A 19,160-nucleotide genomic window follows, 5' to 3' on the forward strand; every position below is an offset into this window, starting at 1 on the left:
TCTCCAATAAGGACTGCCAGCTTAGGACAAGAGGAACCCATCTTGAAAGCGCCCCGCGTTACCCTCGATCAATGGCGCACGCTGCAAGCCGTGGTCGACCATGGCGGCTTCGCCCAGGCCGCCGAAGCACTGCACCGTTCGCAGTCCTCGGTGAGCTACACCGTGGCCCGCATGCAAGACCAGCTCGGCGTGCCGCTGCTGCGCATCGACGGGCGCAAGGCGGTGCTCACCGACGCCGGTGAAGTGCTGCTGCGCCGCTCCCGACAACTGGTGAAAAACGCCAGCCAACTGGAAGACCTCGCCCACCATATGGAACAAGGCTGGGAGGCCGAAGTACGGCTGGTGGTCGACGCCGCCTACCCCAACGCGCGCCTGGTACGCGCCCTCAGCGCGTTTATGCCGCAGAGTCGCGGTTGCCGCGTGCGCCTGCGTGAGGAGGTGCTGTCCGGCGTCGAAGAACTGCTGATCGAAGGCGTGGCCGACCTGGCGATCTGCGGTTTCAGTATCCCCGGTTATCTGGGCACGGAAATGAGCGACGTGGAGTTCGTCGCCGTGGCCCACCCGGAACATCCGTTGCACCGCATGAACCGTGAGCTGAGCTTCCAGGACCTGGAAAGCCAGATGCAAGTGGTGATCCGCGACTCCGGCCGCCAGCAGCCACGCGACGTCGGCTGGCTCGGCGCCGAACAGCGCTGGACCGTCGGCAGCCTGGCCACCGCCGCCGCCTTTGTCGGCAGCGGCCTGGGCTTTGCCTGGCTGCCGCGGCATATGATCGAGCGCGAACTCGCCGAAGGGCTGCTCAAGCAGCTACCCTTGGAACAGGGCGGCAGCCGCCACCCGACGTTTTTCCTGTACTCAAACAAAGACAAACCCCTGGGGCCGGCCACGCAGATCCTCGTGGAATTGCTGCGCACGTTTGACACCGCCCCCCTGGACGCGCCTTTCGCCGCTCCCCGGCAAGCCTGAAACGGAGTTCATGCATGGCCTGGTTCGACCACGAAGGCTGCACCCTGCATTACGAGGAATACGGCCACGGTCACCCGCTGGTGCTGATCCACGGCCTGGGCTCCAGCAGCCAGGACTGGGAACTGCAGATCCCGGTACTGGCAAGGTCCTACCGCGTGGTCGTGGTGGACGTGCGCGGTCACGGGCGCTCCGACAAACCCCGAGAGCGCTACAGCATCAAAGGGTTTACCGGTGACCTGCTGGCGCTGTTCGATCATCTGAACCTGCCGCCCGCCCATGTGGTGGGCCTGTCCATGGGCGGCATGATCGCCTTCCAGTTGGCGGTGGACGAGCCCGCCCTGGTCAAGAGCTTGTGCATCGTCAACAGCGCGCCTGAGGTCAAGGTGCGCAGCGCCGATGACTATTGGCAGTGGGCCAAGCGCTGGACCCTGGCCCGCGTGCTCAGCCTGAACACCATCGGCAAGGCCTTGGGCGATCGGCTGTTTCCCAAACCGCATCAGGTCGACCTGCGCCGCAAGATGGCCGAACGCTGGGCAAAAAACGACAAACGTGCTTATCTCGCCAGCTTCGATGCGATTGTGGGCTGGGGCGTGCTGGAACGACTTTCCAGAATTACCTGTCCAACTTTGGTCATCAGCGCCGACCACGACTACACCCCCGTGGCGCACAAAGAAATCTATGTAAAACTGCTGCCCAACGCGCGACTGGTGGTGATCGAAGATTCCCGCCATGCCACGCCGCTGGATCAACCCGAAGTCTTTAACGCGACCTTGCTCGACTTTCTAAAGACCGTCGACACCACTACCCAGGATCACTGACCCATGCTGAAAAAAATCGCCTTCTTTGCCGGTTCCGTTCTGTTCGCTGCCAACCTGATGGCGGCCGAGCCGGCCAAGGCCCCTCACGTGCTGATCTCCACCACCAACGGCGACATCGAAATCGAACTGGACCCGGTCAAGGCGCCGATCAGTACCAAAAATTTCCTGGCCTATGTCGACAAGGGCTTCTACACCAACACGATTTTCCACCGCGTGATTCCAGGTTTCATGGTCCAGGGCGGCGGGTTCACCCAGCAGATGTCGCAAAAGCCGACCGAAGCACCGATCAAGAACGAAGCCAGCAATGGCCTGCATAACGTGCGTGGCACGCTGTCGATGGCGCGCACCTCGAACCCGGATTCGGCCACCAGCCAGTTCTTTATCAACGTGGCGGACAATGCCTTCCTCGACCCAGGTCGCGATGCCGGTTATGCCGTGTTCGCCAAAGTGGTCAAGGGCATGGACGTGGTCGATATCATCGTCAACTCCCAGACCACCACCAAGCAAGGCATGCAGAACGTGCCTGTCGATCCTGTCCTGATCAAGTCGGCCAAGCGCATCGACTGAGGTCGGCAGGCAGCTCCGCACGCGGCTCACGAGGCCGCGTGCGCATTTGAAAGGAGAGCCCGTCCGGCGGGCGTCAACCCTAATGCTCTATCGTCGCTTTGAACAACTGATCGATATTTTCCGCGACGCGCCCAGCGCCGCCCCTCCCGATAAAGTCCTGCCCTTCTACCTCTACTACCTGCGCCAGGTGTGGCCATGTTTTGCCGCGCTGCTGGTGGTGGGCCTGATCGGCGCGTTGATCGAGGTTGCGCTGTTCAGCTACCTGAGCCGCATCATCGACCTGGCCCAAGGCACGCCGCCCGCCAACTTTTTCCAGGTGCACAGCACCGAGTTGATCTGGATGGCCGTGGTCGCCCTGCTGCTGCGCCCGATCTTCGGCGCCCTGCATGACCTGCTGGTGCACCAGACCATCAGCCCCGGCATGACCAGCCTGATTCGCTGGCAGAACCACAGCTACGTGCTCAAACAGAGCCTGAATTTCTTCCAGAACGACTTCGCCGGGCGCATCGCCCAGCGCATCATGCAAACCGGCAACTCCCTGCGCGACTCCGCCGTCGCAGCCGTGGATGCGATCTGGCACGTGGCGATCTATGCCATCAGTTCCCTGGTGCTGTTTGCCGAGGCCGACTGGCGCCTGATGATCCCGCTGGTGACCTGGATCGTCTGCTACAGCCTGACGCTGCGTTACTTCGTACCGCGGGTGAAGGAACGCTCGGTGATCTCCTCGGAAGCACGCTCCAAACTGATGGGGCGCATCGTCGACGGCTACACCAATATCACCACCTTGAAACTGTTTGCCCACACGCGCTATGAGCAGGAGTACGCCAAGGAAGCAATCATCGAGCAGACCGAAAAAACCCAACTGGCCAGCCGCCTGGTGACAGGTATGGACGTGGTGATCACCACCATGAACGGCCTGTTGATCGTCACCACCACCGGGCTGGCCCTGTGGCTGTGGACCCACTCACTGATTTCCGTGGGTGCGATCGCCCTGGCCACCGGCCTGGTGATCCGCATCGTCAACATGTCCGGCTGGATCATGTGGGTGGTCAACGGCATTTTCGAAAACATCGGCATGGTGCAGGACGGCCTCAAGACCATTGCCCAGCCGCTGGCGGTGGTCGACCGTGACAACGCCCCGCGCCTGACGGTGCCCCATGGCCAGGTTCGTTTTGAGCAGGTGGATTTCCACTACGGCAAGCAGAGCGGGATCATTGGCGGCTTGAACCTTGAGATCAAGGCCGGTGAAAAAATCGGCCTGATCGGCCCGTCGGGTGCAGGCAAGTCGACCCTGGTCAACCTGCTGCTGCGCCTGTACGACCTGCAGGGCGGGCGCATTTTGATCGATGGCCAGGACATCGCCGAGGTGGCCCAGGAATCCCTGCGCGAACACATCGGCATGATCACCCAGGACACTTCGCTGCTGCACCGCTCCATCCGTGACAACCTGCTGTACGGCAAACCCGACGCGACCGATGAGGAGCTGTGGGCCGCGGTGCACAAGGCGCGTGCCGATGAATTCATCCCGCTGCTGTCGGATGCCGAAGGCCGTACCGGACTGGATGCCCATGTGGGCGAACGTGGGGTGAAACTGTCCGGCGGGCAGCGTCAGCGCATCGCCATCGCACGGGTGCTGCTCAAAAATGCGCCGATCCTGATCATGGACGAGGCCACCTCAGCGCTGGACTCCGAAGTCGAAGCCGCGATCCAGGAAAGCCTGGAGACCTTGATGCAAGGCAAGACGGTGATTGCGATTGCCCACCGCTTGTCGACCATCGCCCGCATGGACCGCCTGGTGGTGCTGGAGAAAGGCCACATTGCCGAGAGCGGCAGCCACACCGAGTTGCTGGCCCACAAGGGCCTGTATTCACGGCTGTGGCAGCATCAAACGGGGGGCTTTGTCGGTATCGACTGAAGCCTGCATGCCATCAAAGGATCGGAGGGGCTTGCCCCTCCCACGCCTGATCGCCCGCGAACAGAGCGGCGAACCTTACACCTGCCGATACGGCAACGCCGCCTTCGCCTCTTCGGCATACGCCAGCACCCCCACGCGCTCGCGCTCGAGAAAATCCTCCACGGCCGTCTTGAGCCCCGGATGGCGCAGGTAGTGCCACGAACGGGTGATCACCGGCTCGAACCCGCGAATCAGCTTGTGCTCGCCCTGGGCTCCGGCGTCAAAACGTTGCAGGCCGTGGGCGATGGCGTAGTCCATGCCCTGATAGAAACAGGTTTCGAAGTGCAGGCGGTCGAACTCCGCCAGGCAGCCCCAGTAGCGCCCATAGAAACTGTCGCCGCCGATCAGGCTGAAGGCCATGGCCACCGGCCGCGTACCTTGTTTGGCCAGCACTACGCGGATCGCCTCGGGCATGCGTTCGGCCAGCAGGCTGAAAAACGCGCGGGTCAGGTAGGGGGATTGGCGGCGTACCGCGTAGGTGTTGGCGTAGCACGCGTAGACAAAATCCCACTGCGCCTCGCTCAGCTCATGGCCCTCCAGCCACTGGAAGTCGATGCCCTGCCCCGCCACTTGCTCACGCTCTTTGCGCATCTGCTTGCGCTTGCGTGAACTCAGAGCGTCGAGGAAATCCTGGAAGTCGCGGTAGCCGCGGTTCTGCCAATGAAACTGGCAGCCCAGGCGCTGCATCCAACCGGGCTGGAGGGCCAGTGCCTGATCGGCCAATGCATCGGTGAAGTTGATATGGGCGCCGGAAAGCCCTTCGATTTCCAAGTAACCCGGCAGGCTGTTGAGCAATTCAAAGCCATCCTCGGCGCTGGCCGCCAACAGGCGCGGGCCGCTGACGGGGCTGAACGGCACGGCGGTGAGCAGTTTGGGGTAATAGTCGATGCCGGCCCGCGCACAGGCGTCCGCCCAACCATGGTCGAACACGTACTCTCCGTAGGAATGCCACTTGCGATAACCGGGCAGCGCCGCCACCAGCCGGTCACCCTCCCAGTGCAACAAATGCTCGGGCTGCCAGCCGGAATGCGGGCCCACGCTGGCGCTGTCTTCCAGCGCGCTCAAGAACGCATGCCGCACAAAGGGCTGGGCCTGTGGCACCAGTTGATCCCAGGTCTGCGGGGCAATTTCGGACAGGCTGATCAAACGTTGCAGCGGCATCGACATCCTCACTACTTCGGGGCAGAAAGCCTAGCGAGTATCGCTTATCGCCGCCCCCGGCACACCCTCAAATCCCGCGACACAGGGCTAAAGCAATAGTTCCGAACATGAAAAATTTGTCATGTACATGACATCACTTAGCCACTGCTCCGTCATAAACCATCGCGATACTGACGCCTGTTTTTAGAGCGCCAGGTTCTACCCGGCGGCTATTTTTTCCGTCCGTCATCGGTCGGTTGTGTCCTGGATGGTTTGCCATCCCTCCTCACTTTCGGAGATTGATATGCGTCTTGCTTCCACTAAAACTGCGGCGGTCCTGTGCGGCGGCCTGTTACTGGCCCTGAGCGTTCCGGCCAGCGCTGCAGTCGACGCTAAATTGCTCGACATGCTCAAGGCCAACGGTCAAATCACCGCTTCGCAGTACACCGAACTGCAGAACGAGTTGGCCAAAGACCAGAAAGAACAGCAGATCGCACGGCAAGCTCAACAAGAGACCAACGAGCAGATCGCGGCTACCGCGAAAAAGACCAACGAACTGAGCAGCTTCGACCAGAAGCTGGCCTGGGCCGCCAAGACTCAGCTCAAGGGCGATGTACGTTTCCGCCAGGAAACCGTCAAGATCGACGGCACCCCCAACAACGGCGGCAAGGACAAGGACCGTCAGCGCATCCGTGCCCGCCTGGGCGCCTACACCGAAATCAACTCGCAAGTGGACAGCGGCATCCGTATCGCCACCGGCAGCAGCGAAGACGCCCGCTCCACCAACCAGGACCTGGATGGCTACTTCAACAAGAAGTCGCTGTGGCTGGACCTTGGCTACATCGACTATCACCCCGACCAGATCAAGAACCTGCACGTGATCGGCGGCAAGATGCTGCAACCGTGGGTCAGCATGGGCGATGTGATCTGGGATAGCGACATCAACCCGGAAGGCCTGGCCGTGACCTACAAATACCCACTGGGCGGCAGCGCCGAGCTGTTCGGCAGCCTGGGTAACTACAGCCTCAAGGACAACGTCAACGGCGAAGGCGTGCAATTTCGCAACGACCTGCGCATGACGGCCGGCCAGTTGGGCTCGCGCTTCGCGCTGACCGACAACCTGAAGTTGACCGTGGGCGGCAGCGTCTATGCCTTCAAGAACGACGAAGACAGCCGTTGCCCGAGCGCTGGCTCAACCCAATGCCTGACCCCGGCTGAAACCATCGCCAACACCACCGCCGGCAACGCCAGTGAATACCGTCTGTATGAAGGTTTCAGCCAAGTGGATATCGGCGGCCTGGCCGTGCCGTTGTCCTTCTACGGTCAATACGTGAAGAACAACGAAGCCACCGACAAAGACAAGGACACCGCCTGGTTGCTGGGTGCCAAGTCCAAGGTGTTTGGCTTCAACCTGGACTACAACTACCGTGACGTGCAGCGCTATGCCGTGGTCGGTGCCTTCACCGACTCCGACTTCGCCGGCGGCTTCACCGGCGCACGTGGCCACAAGTTCAAGGTCGGTTACGACATCGACAAGAACTTCGCCGTCGGCGCCACGTACTTCCTGACCAAAGCCGATTACGCCAGCGCCACGGGCTACCGCGACGCCAACGCCAACACCCTGCAGTTGGACGCAGAAGCCAAGTTCTGATTGTCAGTGTCATACGCCTCGGGCCAGGACGGCCCGAGGTGGTTGCAGCAGGTTTGCGCGGGAGGATCGATCCCCATCATCCGTTCGATCATCCCGCACACGTTGCCCTTATTCCCCGCCTCTACTGATCCTTGCGCCACTCGGCAGCCAGCCGTTGCGCCAGTGCATCAGCCTCCTTCACCGGCTCCTGCGGCATGATCCTCAGCGTCGCCTGCATCAGGCGCATCTGGCGGATGAACCGCCGACAGTTCGGGCAGAACATCAAGTGATGACGCATCAGCAAGCGCTCGCGAAAGCTCAATTGCCCGTCGAGGTAGTCACTGGAACGCGCCACTTGTTCTTTACAGGTCAGCATTCGCCCGTTTCCTCAAAATGCTCCACCGTGGCGAAGACTTTAAGCCGCGCTCGATGCAACAGCACACGGACATTGGAGAGCGACAGCGTCAGAAGATTACAGATCTCTTCCAGCTCCAGGCCCTGGCGCTCACGCAGCACCAGCACGCTGCTCTGCAATTCAGACAAACTTAGTAACGTATGTTCCAGGCATCTACGCAATTCATCTTCGGTCAGCAAGGCTTCCGGTGTGTCCTGGTGCCAGGCATACGGAGCAACAGCCCAATGACCGTCGTCAGGCGCGAAGCGATCATCACCAATAGTGCCGTGGGGCGACGGCAAATCATCGAGCAGTACCTCACGACGATTCTGCTTGTAGCGCCCTTTGGCGGCGTTGGCGGTGATGGTCAGCAACCAGGTCTTGAGACTGGAACGCCCTTCAAACCTGGCCAGGTTGCGCACCACCGACAGCCATGCGTCCTGCACCACTTCATCGGCATGACGCTGGCCGACAATCGCATAGGCCACCGCGCGCATGGCGCTCTGGTAGGTGGTGACCAACTCCTTGTAGGCCTGCTGCTCACCCTTGAGCAAGCGTTCAAGCAGGTGCGTATCGTCCGCTGCTGCCATTAAGACCTCGAGAGTGAATACGCAGGATCAACGCTTGCGCAGGATCACGCTGCCGATCGAATACCCGGCACCAAACGAGCTGAGCACAGCGACGGAGCCCTTGGGCAGATCATCCTGATAGGTGTGAAAGGCAATCACCGAGCCGGCCGAGCTGGTATTGGCGTACGTATCGAGAATCACCGGCGCTTCTTCCACCGTGGCTTCGCGGCCCAGCAATTTCTTCACGATCAGGTGGTTCATGCTCAGGTTGGCCTGGTGCAGCCAGAAGCGCTTGACGTCGGCCACGTCCAACTGGTTTTCCTGCAGGTGCACGCCGATCAGCTCGGCCACCATCGGGCATACGTCGCGGAAGACTTTGCGGCCTTCCTGCACGAACAGCTTGTCGGGGGCGCCGATGCCCTCTTCGGCCGCGCGGTTGAGGAAGCCGAAGTTGTTGCGGATGGTGTTCGAGAACTTGGTCAGCAGCTTGGTGCTCACCACTTCGAACTGATGCTCGGAAGTTGCCAGGTCGGCACGTTCGAGCACGACCGCCGTTGCCGCGTCACCAAAGATGAAGTGGCTGTCGCGGTCGCGGAAGTTCAGGTGGCCGGTGCAGACCTCCGGGTTGACCATCAGGATCGCCCGAGCCTGGCCAAGCTGGATGCTGTTGGCGGCGTTCTGGATGCCGAAGGTGGCCGAGGAACACGCCACGTTCATGTCAAAACCGAACCCGGCGATACCCAGGGCTTCCTGGACTTCGATAGCGATAGCCGGGTACGCGCGCTGCAGGTTGGAGCAGGCCACGATCACGCCGTCGATGTCGGCGGCGGTCTTGCCGGCGCGTTGCAGGGCCTGTTCGGCGGCGCCGATGGCCATCTGGCAGAGCACCGACCACTCGTCGTTGCTGCGCTCAGGCAGACGCGGGGTCATGCGCTGCGGGTCGAGAATGCCGTCCTTGTCCATCACAAAGCGGCTCTTGATGCCCGATGCCTTCTCGATAAAGGCCGCGCTGGACTCGGTCAGCGCCTGCACCTCACCGCGCTCGATGGCGTCAGCGTTGTCGCGGTTGAATTGTTGCACGTAGGTGTTGAAAGACTGCACCAGCTCTTCGTTGGAGATGCTGTTGGCAGGGGTGTAAAGGCCAGTGCCACTGATGACGACGTTATGCACGGTCGTTCCTCTAGATCTGTCAGGCAGAAGATATTGGTACCGTCGTACCAAACTTTAAGTAGTTTTATTCCGCCTGGCGGACATCAAACTGGCAACGCTTTATTCCATCGCGCCACGGCTGCATACCAGCCCATCACGGCGATCCCGGCATTTATGGTCGCGAAGTTTGCCACAAACCCAGGGATTTGGCGCCATATGCCGGATGAGCGAATTTCAATGTGAGCGGGGCTTGCTCCCCGATAGCGGTGTGTCAGGCCCAGATTGTGTAACTGATTCACCGCTATCACAGGCAAGCGCCCTCTCACAGTCGGTGCCGACTGTTCCTGCACACCGAGGAGGGATCAGGCCTCGACCAGCGTCCACTGCTTGCTCAAGCGCTTGTCGGAAATCGGCACCTTGGTGCCCAACTGCTGACCGAACAACGACACGCGGTATTCCTCCAACCACCAGCGATACAGCTCCAACTGAGGGTCGCGCTTGCCTTCCTGGGCGTGTTTTTTCAGGCGGTTCTGGTACTGCACCCACAGCCCACTAAGCTCACCGCTCCACACCCGGTCCTTTTGCACCTGGCTCGGCAGTTTCTCCAGGCGCAGTTCGATGGCCTTGAGATAGCGCGGCAGTTCCTTGAACCATTGCGCCGGGGTTTCCCGCACAAAACCCGGGTACACCAAGTGGTTCAGTTGCTGCTTGATGTCGTTGAGGGCCACGGCCTGGGCCAGGTCGATCTTGCCTTTGAAGCGCTTTTGCAGGCCGTGCCAGAGCTTCAGCACCTCCAGGGTCAAGCGCGCCAGGCGTTCGGCGTACTCGGTCCAACTGCCGCGCTTGCGCTCGGCCAACGCCGCCAGCCCCGCGCCGTCACGTGGCAGGCTGGTTTCGCCTTCAAGCACGCAGCTGTCGAGGCTGGCCAGCAGGATATCTTCCACCAGCGCGTCGATACGCCCCAGTTCGCGGTACATCAGGCCCAACTCGGTCAAGCCGGGCAATTTGCCGCGCAGGAATTTCGCCGGTTCCGCCAGTTGTTGCATGAGCAGCCGTTGCAAGGCGCGGCGATGCTGGAACTCGGCCTCGGCAGCGGTGGAGAACCGCCCTTCCTTGACCGTACCGCTTTCCTCCACCAGCGCCGGGTACACCGTCATCGACAACCCCGCAATCTGCTGCTGGGTCTTTTCGGCCACTGGCGCGAACGCCTTGGCCTGCACCGGTTGCTGGCTTTTCGCGGTTTGCGGCACGGCCAGAGCGGCCTGGCTGGCTTCGGCAAAGCGTGCCGTCAGTTCAGCCAAGTCACGGCCCTCGCCGAGGAACTTGCCCTGACCGTCGACCACTTCCAGGTTCATCTTCAGATGGTTTTCCACCTGCTGCGCCGCCTCGGCCCAGGCTTCATCGCTGACTCGCGCGCCGGTCATGCGCAGCAATTCGCGGCCCAGCGCGTGGGGCAGCGAGCCCTGGGCGAATTCGATGCGCTGCAGCGCTGCCTTGACGAAGTCCGGCACCGGCACGAAGTTTTTGCGCAGGGCCTTGGGCAGGTTGCGCACCAGGGCGATGCACTTGGCTTCGATCACTCCCGGCACCAACCATTCCAGGCGCTCCGGCGGCAGGGCCGGCAGCAATGGCGCCGGTACGCGCAGGGTCACGCCATCGCGCGGATGGTTGGGTTCAAAGTGGTAGCTCAAGGCCAGGGCCAGGTCGCCCAGGTGCAAGGTATCTGGATAGTGCGCGGCGGTAACTTCACTGGCCTCGCGGGCCAGCACGTCTTCCTCGCGCATGATCAACAGGTGCGGGTCTTTCTGACTGTTGACCTTGTACCAGCTGTCGAAGGTGGCGGTCTGGTGGATCTCCGCCGGCAAGCGGGCATCGTAGAAGGCGTACAGGGTTTCTTCGTCGGCCAGGATGTCGCGACGGCGCGCCTTGGCTTCAAGTTCGTCGAGCTGTTCGAGCAATTGCTGGTTGGCGGTGAGGCACTTGGCACGGGACTGAATCTCACCGCGCACCAGGCCTTCACGGATAAACAACTCGCGCGACACCACCGGGTCGATCGGCCCGTAATGCACCGGCCGACGGCCCACCACAATCAGCCCGAACAGCGTGATCTGTTCAAACGCCACCACTTGCCCGCGCTTTTTCTCCCAGTGCGGCTCGAAGTGGTTTTTCTTGATCAGGTGCCCCGCCAGCGGCTCGATCCAGTCGGCGTCGATCTTGGCCACCATGCGCGCATACAGCTTGGTGGTTTCCACCAGTTCGGCGGTCATCAGCCATTGCGGGCGCTTCTTGCCGATACCCGAAGAGGGGTGAATCCAGAAACGCCGCTGGCGGGCACCGAGGTAATCGCCGTCTTCGGTCTTCTGGCCGATCTGACTGAGCAGGCCCACCAGCACCGCCTTGTGCAGTTTGGGGTAGTCGGCCGGTTCTTTATTGAGGGTCAGCTGCATGTCGCGGCAGATCAGGCTCAACTGGCGATGGGAATCCCGCCACTCGCGCAGGCGCAGGTAGTTGAGGAAATGCTTGCGGCACCAGTTGCGCAGCGGGCTGGCGGTGAGCGCCTGGCGCTGTTCTTCAAAGCCACGCCACAGGTTGACCAGCCCGGCGAAGTCCGAATCCGGGTCCTTCCACTGGGCGTGGGCCTGGTCGGCGGCCTGCTGGCGTTCCGGCGGGCGCTCGCGCGGGTCCTGAATCGACATGGCGCTGGCGACAATCAGCACTTCCTGCAAGCTGCCCAGCTTGGCGGCTTCGAGCAGCATGCGGCCCATGCGCGGATCCACCGGCAGGCGTGCCAACTGGCGACCCAGCGGCGTGAGCTGGCTGTTGCGGTCCACCGCCGAGAGTTCCTGCAGCAGGTTGAACCCGTCGCTGATGGCCTTGCCGTCCGGCGGCTCGATAAACGGGAAATCGGTGATCTCGCCCAGGCGCAGGTGCAGCATCTGCAGGATCACCGCGGCGAGGTTGGTGCGCAGGATCTCCGGGTCGGTAAATTCCGGGCGTCCGATGAAATCTTCTTCGCTGTACAGGCGGATACAGATGCCCGGCTCGACCCGGCCGCAGCGGCCTTTACGCTGGTTGGCGCTGGCCTGGGAAATCGCCTCGATCGGCAGGCGCTGCACCTTGGCGCGGTAGCTGTAGCGGCTGATGCGCGCGGTGCCGCTGTCGATCACATAACGGATGCCCGGCACGGTGAGCGAGGTTTCCGCGACGTTGGTCGCCAGCACCACACGGCGGCCCGGGTGGGACTGGAAAATCCGCTGCTGCTCGGCCGGTGACAAACGCGCGTACAGCGGCAGAATTTCGGTGTGCTTGAGCTGGGCCTTGCGCAGCATATCGGCGGCATCGCGAATCTCGCGCTCGCCCGGCAAAAACACCAGCACATCGCCGGGACTGCGCCGCTCGCTGCGCTCATGGGCGGCGATTTCATCGAGGGTGGCGAGGATCGCCTGGTCGACGGTCAAGTCGTCCTCGACGCGGTTGCCCTCCTCGTCCTGCTCCAGGGTCAGCGGGCGGTACCAAGTGTCCACCGGGAAGGTACGGCCCGAGACCTCGACAATCGGCGCATCGTCGAAGTGCTTGGAAAAGCGCTCAAGATCGATGGTGGCCGACGTGATGATGACTTTAAGGTCCGGACGCCGCGGCAGCAGGGTCTTCAAGTAGCCCAGCAGGAAGTCGATGTTCAGGCTGCGTTCGTGGGCTTCGTCGACGATGATCGTGTCGTAGCGTTCCAGGTAGCGGTCGTTCTGGGTTTCCGCCAGCAGGATACCGTCGGTCATCAGCTTGATCAGGGTGTTGGAGTCGCTCTGGTCCTCGAACCGCACCTGATAGCCGACCAGCGCGCCCAAGGGCGTGGCAAGCTCTTCGGCCACGCGGCTGGCGACGCTGCGCGCGGCAATCCGGCGGGGCTGGGTATGACCGATGAGGCCGTACTGGCCACGCCCGATCTCCAGGCAGATTTTCGGCAATTGCGTGGTTTTACCCGAGCCGGTTTCGCCGGCAATAATCAGCACCTGATGCTTTTGCAGCGCCTCTTTGATCTCGTCGCGCTTGGCCGCGATCGGCAAGCTGTCGTCGTAGCGGATCACCGGCAGGCTGGCGCGCCGCGCCGTGACCTGGGCGCACGACGCTTGCATACGCGCGACCCACTGCGCCAGCTTCTGCTCATCGGGCTTCTTGCGCAGCTCAAGCAACTGCCGGCGCAAGCGGTGGCGGTCGGCGAGCATGGCGTGATCGAGGTTTTTGAGCAGTTGGTCGATAGCGGGCGCTTGGTCAGTCATCAGGTACTTACGAGGGCGTCTGTTTATGCACGGCCCGCGATTGTGGCAGAAAAGCAGTGGCTAGCGGCAAGCTTCAAGCGGCAAGGAAGAGCAAAACCGCTTTTACTTGCAGCTTGTCGCTTACCGCTTAGCGCTGCTCTTTTCTGCGATACGGGAACACATCGATCACCTTGCCGGCGCGAATCGCGTCCTGCAGGCCTTTCCAGTAGTCGGCGTTGTACAACTCGCCGTGCAGTTCGTCGAACAGCTTGCGCTGGCTGGCGTCGGCGAACAGGAACGGCGGAAATTCTTCGGGGAACACGTCCAGCGGGCCGATGGAGTACCAGGGCTCGGAGGCCATTTCATCCTCGGGGGTACGCGGCGCGGGAATGTGGCGGAAATTGGCTTCGGTGAGGAAACAGATTTCGTCGTAGTCGTAGAACACCACACGGCCGTGACGAGTGACGCCGAAGTTTTTCAGCAGCATGTCGCCGGGAAAGATATTCGCCGCCGCCAGTTGCTTGATGGCCAGGCCGTAGTCCTCCAGGGCTTCGCGCACCTGGGCGGGGTTGGCGTGCTCGAGATACAGGTTGAGCGGGGTCATGCGCCGTTCGGTCCAGCAGTGGCGGATCAACACCGTGTCGCCCTCCACTTCGACCGTGCCGGCGGCCACCTCAAGCAGCTCGGCCAGGCACTCGGGCTCAAATTTGCTCAAGGGGAACCGGAAGTCGGCGAACTCCTGGGTATCGGCCATGCGCCCCACGCGGTCGACGCTTTTAACCAAGCGGTACTTCTCGATCACCGTGGCGCGGTTGACGTTCTTCGACGGCGAAAAGCGGTCTTTGATGATCTTGAACACCGTGTTGAAGCCCGGCAGGGTAAACACGCTCATGACCATGCCGCGCACGCCGGGGGCCATGATGAATTGATCGTCGGTAGTGGCCAGGTGGTTGATCAACGCACGGTAGAACTCCGACTTGCCGTGCTTGTAGAAACCGATGGAGGTGTACAGCTCGGCAATGTGCTTGCCCGGCAGGATGCGCTTGAGAAAGCCGATGAATTCCGCCGGCACCGGCACATCGACCATGAAGTAGGAGCGAGTGAACGAAAAGATGATCGACACGTCGGCTTCATCGGTGATCAGCGCGTCTATCTGGATGCCCTGCCCTTCGCGGTGCAGCAACGGAATCACCAGCGGCCACTGTTCATCACGGGTGTAGATGCGCCCGACCAGGTACGCGCCTTTGTTGCGGTAGAGCACCGAGGAAAACAGCTCGACCTTGAGGTCCGGGTCCTTGCAGACCCAGTCCGGCAGGTTTTCCCGCAGTTGCGCTTCCAGGCGCAACAGGTCGGCGGCAAGGTCGGCGTAAGGCTCACTGAAGCGGTAGTCCGCGAACACCTGCGCGAGCATCTCGGGCAGGTTGCCGGCCGGCGTGTAGGTGCGGGTTTGCGCGGCCCGCGCGCGACGCAGGCTGGGCCGGGTGGTGTGGATGAACATGCAGCCGTCGCTGATCAGGTCATGGCTGAACAGGCCGCAAAAGATCGAGTTGTACCAGGTCTCGGACAGTTCATCGTCAAAACGCAGGTCGATCAGGCCGATGTAGGCGCTTTTCACCAGCGGCCACAGGTCGATGTCCAGCAGGTCGGCCTCATCGAAACGGGCGCGCAGGCCGCTGATCACCGCGAAGACTTTCTCTTCATACAGGTTGATCCGCGCCGCCGATGCCGCCTGGCCCTGTTGCCACTGGGCCTTTTCGAAACGCTCACGGGCGCCATCGGTGATCTGGCGAAAGTGCTCGCGGTAATCATCGAAGCCATCGAGGATCGTGCGGGCAATCGCGGCGGCGGGCGTGGGTTGCGACATGCGGGAAACCTCGGGCAGGCATCTGGAAGCCCTGAGCTTAGCCAGTGTATGGAGCGAGGAGAAGGGGCACTTTGGGCGCGTCGTTGTACAACTTTGTGTACTTCGTAGATTTATTTTCGGTTTTTGCAAGCTGACCATATGGTCAGTTAACCCACCATGACGCCGCATTGAGTTCTCGCCGCAAGCCTGCAAAGCCGCGGGCTGGCACCGCGGTCCTGGAAACTCCGAGTGATTTCAGAGCTGGCTACGAGCCATCATTTTGGATCCAACTAAGGGAAACCCTGATTACCACGTTGATGGCACTTTGATATACAGCGCGCCCTCTCCCTGCCTGACTAGGTCATAAGACCGATCCGGGAACAGGTTCTACTTGCCCAAGGAGCATTGAAATGTCGTTGAGGAACATGCGGATCGGCTTGCGCGCCAGTCTTAGTTTTGGCGTGCTGGCCGGCCTGCTGGTGATTGTCGGTTTGTTTGGCCTGGGCCAGATGGCCAAGCTGCGTGAAAGCGCACTGGTGATCGAGGCGGCGTGGATGCCCAGCATCGAGAACATCCACGACAGCGCAGCCTATGTGGCCAGCATCCGCCTGGAAGCCTTGCGCCTGGCGACCACCGATGAGTCGCGGGTACGTGACAACAGCAAAAACCAGATCACCCACCTGCGCAGCGAGCTGCAAACCCTGCTCGATCGCCACGAAACCGTGCTGAACAATGACGAAGAGCGCCAGATGCTCGCCGAGGTGAAAACCAACGTCGCCGATTACCTGACCATCGTGGGCCAGATGATTGCGCTGGTGGACAAGGATCGGCAGCAGGACGCCATTGACCTGCTGACCAACCGCCTCGCACCGCAGGGCACGCTCCTCGGCCAGAGCCTGGAAAAACTGATTGTGTTCAACCAGAAGGGCATCGAAGCTGCCACGGAGTCGGCCGCGCAGATGTATTCGAGCGCGCAGTGGGTGGTCGGCCTGATCATCGTCTTCGCACTGATCGCCACCCTGTTGCTGGCCTGGCTGCTCACGCGCAGCATCACCGCCCCCATTGGCCAGGCACTGCGCGTGGCGCGCAACATCGCCGCCGGCGACCTGAGCCAGCCGATCAACGTCAAAGGCCACGACGAAGCGGCGCAACTGTTGAACGCCCTGGCCACTATGCAGGTGCAGTTGCACAGCACAATCCGCGGCATCAGCGACTCTGCGCAGCAGTTGGCCTCGGCCGCCGAAGAAATGAGTTCGGTGATGGAACAAAGCACCCGTGGTCTGCAGGCGCAGAACGATGAAATCGAACAGGCCGCCACGGCGGTCAACCAGATGAGCGCGGCCGTGGACGAGGTGGCGGGCAACGCGGTGTCCAGCGCCGAAGCCTCCCAGGCCTCGGATGAAGACAGCAAGCACGGGCATTATCAGATCAGCGAAACCATCAGCTCGATCCAAAACCTGGTGGACGAGGTGCTCGGCGCCTCGACCAAGGCCGAAGGCCTGGCCGCACAGTCCCAGGACATCAGCAAGGTGCTGGAGGTGATACGTGGTATTGCCGGCCAGACCAACCTGCTGGCGCTCAACGCGGCAATCGAAGCCGCACGTGCCGGTGAAGCTGGACGCGGCTTTGCGGTGGTCGCCGATGAAGTGCGTTCGCTGGCCCAGCGCACCCAGGACTCCACCGAAGAAATCGAACAGATGATCACCGGCATCCAGCAAGGCACCCAGGACACCGTCGATGCGCTCACCAGCAGCGCCGAACACGCCGGCCAGACCCTGCAACGGGCCAACAGCGCCGGCAGCGCCCTGGAAAAAATCACTGCGGCCATTTCCCAGATCAGCCAGCGCAACCTGGTCATCGCCAGCGCCGCCGAGCAACAGGCCCTGGTGGCGCGCGAGGTGGACCGCAGCCTGGTGAACATTCGCGACCTGTCCACCCAGACCGCCGCCGGCGCCGCCCAAACCTCAGCCGCCAGCCAGGAACTGTCGCGCCTGGCGGTGGACCTCAACGGTTTGGTGACGCGGTTTGTCGTGTAATCAGTGATTGTGTCGCGCAGGCCGCTGGGCAACACTCGCCGCCTTATTGATGCTGGAGCGTTGCGTGAGACCTGTCGACACCCTCTACCTGCTGGGGCTGGCTGCCATTTGGGGCGCCAGCTTTCTGTTCATGCGCATCATCGCGCCGGAGATCGGCACCGTGCCGACCGCGTTTTTCCGCGTGTCGATTGCCGCCGTCGGGTTGCTGGTGATGCTGGCGGTGATGCGCGTGAAATGGGACTTCCAGGGCAAGTTCAAGACGGTCCTGTTGCTGGGGGTGATCAACTCCGGGATTCCCGCGACCATGTACTCGGTGGCGGCCCAAGTGCTGCCGGCCGGTTACTCGGCGATCTTCAATGCCACCACGCCGCTGATGGGGGTGTTGATCGGCGGGCTGTTTTTCAGCGAACGCCTGACCCCGTCGAAAATCGCCGGGGTGTGCCTGGGCCTGTTCGGCGTCGGCGTGCTGACCCGTGCCGGGCCGGTGGCGTTTGACCTGGAGTTATTGATGGGTGCGCTGGCCTGCCTGCTGGCGACCACCTGCTATGGCTTTGCCGGCTTCCTCGCCCGACGTTGGCTGGATCAACGCGGCGGCCTGGACAGCCGCCTGTCGGCCCTGGGCAGCATGCTCGGCGCGACGCTGTTTTTGCTGCCGCTGTTTGCCTACAGCGCCATCAGCCATCCGCCCGCAAGCTGGGGTGGCTGGCAAGTGTGGACTTCGCTGCTGGGGTTGGGGCTGGTGTGCACGGCGTTTGCCTACGTGTTGTACTTCCGCTTGCTCACGGCCATCGGGCCGGTGAGATCGATGACCACCACGTTCCTGATCCCGCCGTTCGGCGTGCTGTGGGGCGCGTTGCTATTGGATGAGCCGTTGTCGATGGCGCATGTGTATGGCGGGGTGTTGATTGGCGGGGCGTTGTGGTTGGTGTTGCGGCCGGGGAAAGTGACCAAGGCACTCTAGGCAGGTTTCATGTGGGTGCACAGGGGCGGCAGCTATAATCGCGCCCAGATTTTTCCAAGGATTCTCCCAATGATCGCATTGCCCTGGCTGTACCTGGCGCTTCTTTCCATTGGCTACGTACTGGCGCTGGTTTACGGGCAATTGGGCCTGCTCGCCGTGGTGTCCGTGGCGCTGTTGCTGATCGCCGGGTACGCCGTGCGCCGGCAACACACGCCATGGGCGCGCTACCTGGGCCATGGGTTGTTTATCGTATTGGCCCTGGGCCTGGCGATGCACTGGCTGCCGGGGTTCTACAACGGGCGCGGGATCGCCCCGCAGCGTTTCACGCCCGACGCCGTGCCGTTCTCGATGTATTTGAATCAGGACAAGCCGCTGATCGGCTTCTGGCTGTTGCTGGCCTGCCCGTGGATCGTGGCGCGGCGCGGCCTGCGCCTGTCGATCTGCGTCACAGCGCTGGCGCTGGCCCTCACCGCCATCGCCGCCCTGGGCGGCGCCGCGTTGCTGGGGGTGATCAGTTGGGCGCCGAAATGGCCGGACCAGGCCTGGCTGTGGGTGCTCAATAACCTGTTATTGGTCACCCTGGTGGAAGAAGCGCTGTTCCGTGGCTACATTCAAGGCGGCTTGAGCCGACGCTTCAAACACCTGCCCTATGGCGACAACGTTGCGCTGCTATTGGCTTCCTTGCTGTTCGGCCTGGTGCACCTGGGCGCGGGCTGGCACTGGGTGCTGCTGGCGAGCATTGCCGGGGTCGGCTACGGGTTCGCCTATCGCTTTGGTGGGCTGGGGGCGGCGGTTGCCACGCACTTCGGCTTGAATCTGCTGCACTTCGGGCTGTTTACCTACCCAATGCTGGCGGGTTGATCCCTCTGGTCCAGGGATC

The 19,160-nt window shown here is 62.1% G+C and carries 14 protein-coding genes; 8 read left to right on the forward strand and 6 right to left on the reverse strand.

Annotated elements, in window-relative coordinates:
• Positions 1-42 precede the first annotated feature (42 nt).
• The 4 genes from PSH59_RS18595 (at position 43) to PSH59_RS18610 (ending at position 4,266) form a co-directional block, all read left to right on the forward strand.
• Positions 43-966 (forward strand): LysR family transcriptional regulator, encoded by a 924-nt coding sequence (locus PSH59_RS18595; protein WP_248078040.1) that lies wholly within the window; start codon positions 43-45, stop codon positions 964-966.
• 14 nt (positions 967-980) lie between these two features.
• On the forward strand, positions 981-1,784 hold the full coding sequence (locus tag PSH59_RS18600) for an alpha/beta fold hydrolase (protein ID WP_305393389.1): 804 nt from the start codon (positions 981-983) through the stop codon (positions 1,782-1,784).
• Between the two features lie 3 nt (positions 1,785-1,787).
• Complete coding sequence (locus tag PSH59_RS18605; protein ID WP_305393390.1) at positions 1,788-2,351, forward strand: peptidylprolyl isomerase; 564 nt, start codon at positions 1,788-1,790, stop codon at positions 2,349-2,351.
• 82 nt (positions 2,352-2,433) lie between these two features.
• The gene (locus tag PSH59_RS18610) at positions 2,434-4,266 is read left to right on the forward strand and encodes an ABC transporter ATP-binding protein (RefSeq protein ID WP_248078043.1); all 1,833 of its coding nucleotides are present in this window, start codon (positions 2,434-2,436) and stop codon (positions 4,264-4,266) included.
• A 75-nt stretch (positions 4,267-4,341) separates the two neighbouring features.
• On the opposite strand, the gene PSH59_RS18615 is transcribed toward PSH59_RS18610, so the two are convergent.
• Positions 4,342-5,466, reverse strand: a complete 1,125-nt coding sequence (locus tag PSH59_RS18615) for a GNAT family N-acetyltransferase (protein WP_248078044.1) — start codon at positions 5,464-5,466, stop codon at positions 4,342-4,344.
• A 283-nt stretch (positions 5,467-5,749) separates the two neighbouring features.
• Here PSH59_RS18615 and PSH59_RS18620 point away from each other — a divergent pair, with 283 nt between their 5' ends.
• A complete protein-coding gene (locus tag PSH59_RS18620) occupies positions 5,750-7,096 on the forward strand; it encodes a putative porin (RefSeq protein WP_248078045.1) in 1,347 nt (448 codons plus the stop codon).
• Between the two features lie 121 nt (positions 7,097-7,217).
• Here the strand turns inward: PSH59_RS18620 and PSH59_RS18625 are convergent, their stop codons facing one another.
• The 5 genes from PSH59_RS18625 to aceK all read right to left on the reverse strand — a co-directional run bounded on the left by PSH59_RS18625 (position 7,218) and on the right by aceK (position 15,304).
• On the reverse strand, positions 7,218-7,451 hold the full coding sequence (locus PSH59_RS18625; RefSeq protein ID WP_248078046.1) for an anti-sigma factor: 234 nt from the start codon (positions 7,449-7,451) through the stop codon (positions 7,218-7,220).
• Positions 7,445-8,059: an RNA polymerase sigma factor gene (locus PSH59_RS18630; protein ID WP_248078047.1), complete on the reverse strand. Its 615-nt coding sequence runs from the start codon at positions 8,057-8,059 to the stop codon at positions 7,445-7,447. The genes PSH59_RS18625 and PSH59_RS18630 overlap by 7 nt, the downstream gene beginning before the upstream one ends.
• 27 nt (positions 8,060-8,086) lie before the next feature.
• Entirely contained in the window at positions 8,087-9,208 is a 1,122-nt protein-coding gene (locus PSH59_RS18635; protein WP_248078048.1) for a beta-ketoacyl-ACP synthase III, read from the reverse strand.
• A 341-nt stretch (positions 9,209-9,549) separates the two neighbouring features.
• Positions 9,550-13,461 carry an ATP-dependent RNA helicase HrpA gene (gene hrpA, locus PSH59_RS18640; protein ID WP_248078049.1) on the reverse strand — a complete coding sequence of 1,304 codons (3,912 nt, stop codon included), beginning with the start codon at positions 13,459-13,461 and terminating at the stop codon, positions 9,550-9,552.
• 127 nt (positions 13,462-13,588) lie between these two features.
• Complete coding sequence (gene aceK, locus PSH59_RS18645; RefSeq protein WP_248078050.1) at positions 13,589-15,304, reverse strand: bifunctional isocitrate dehydrogenase kinase/phosphatase; 1,716 nt, start codon at positions 15,302-15,304, stop codon at positions 13,589-13,591.
• A gap of 389 nt (positions 15,305-15,693) precedes the next feature.
• On the opposite strand from aceK, the gene PSH59_RS18650 reads away from it, so the two are divergent.
• The 3 genes from PSH59_RS18650 to PSH59_RS18660 all read left to right on the forward strand — a co-directional run bounded on the left by PSH59_RS18650 (position 15,694) and on the right by PSH59_RS18660 (position 19,141).
• A complete protein-coding gene (locus tag PSH59_RS18650) occupies positions 15,694-17,319 on the forward strand; it encodes a methyl-accepting chemotaxis protein (RefSeq protein WP_305393391.1) in 1,626 nt (541 codons plus the stop codon).
• A 64-nt stretch (positions 17,320-17,383) separates the two neighbouring features.
• On the forward strand, positions 17,384-18,280 hold the full coding sequence (locus PSH59_RS18655) for a DMT family transporter (protein ID WP_305393392.1): 897 nt from the start codon (positions 17,384-17,386) through the stop codon (positions 18,278-18,280).
• A 69-nt stretch (positions 18,281-18,349) separates the two neighbouring features.
• Entirely contained in the window at positions 18,350-19,141 is a 792-nt protein-coding gene (locus PSH59_RS18660) for a CPBP family intramembrane glutamic endopeptidase (protein WP_248078055.1), read from the forward strand.
• Positions 19,142-19,160 lie beyond the last annotated feature (19 nt).

The organism is Pseudomonas sp. FP2309, from assembly GCF_030687575.1.
Classification (GTDB): Bacteria; Pseudomonadota; Gammaproteobacteria; order Pseudomonadales; family Pseudomonadaceae; genus Aquipseudomonas.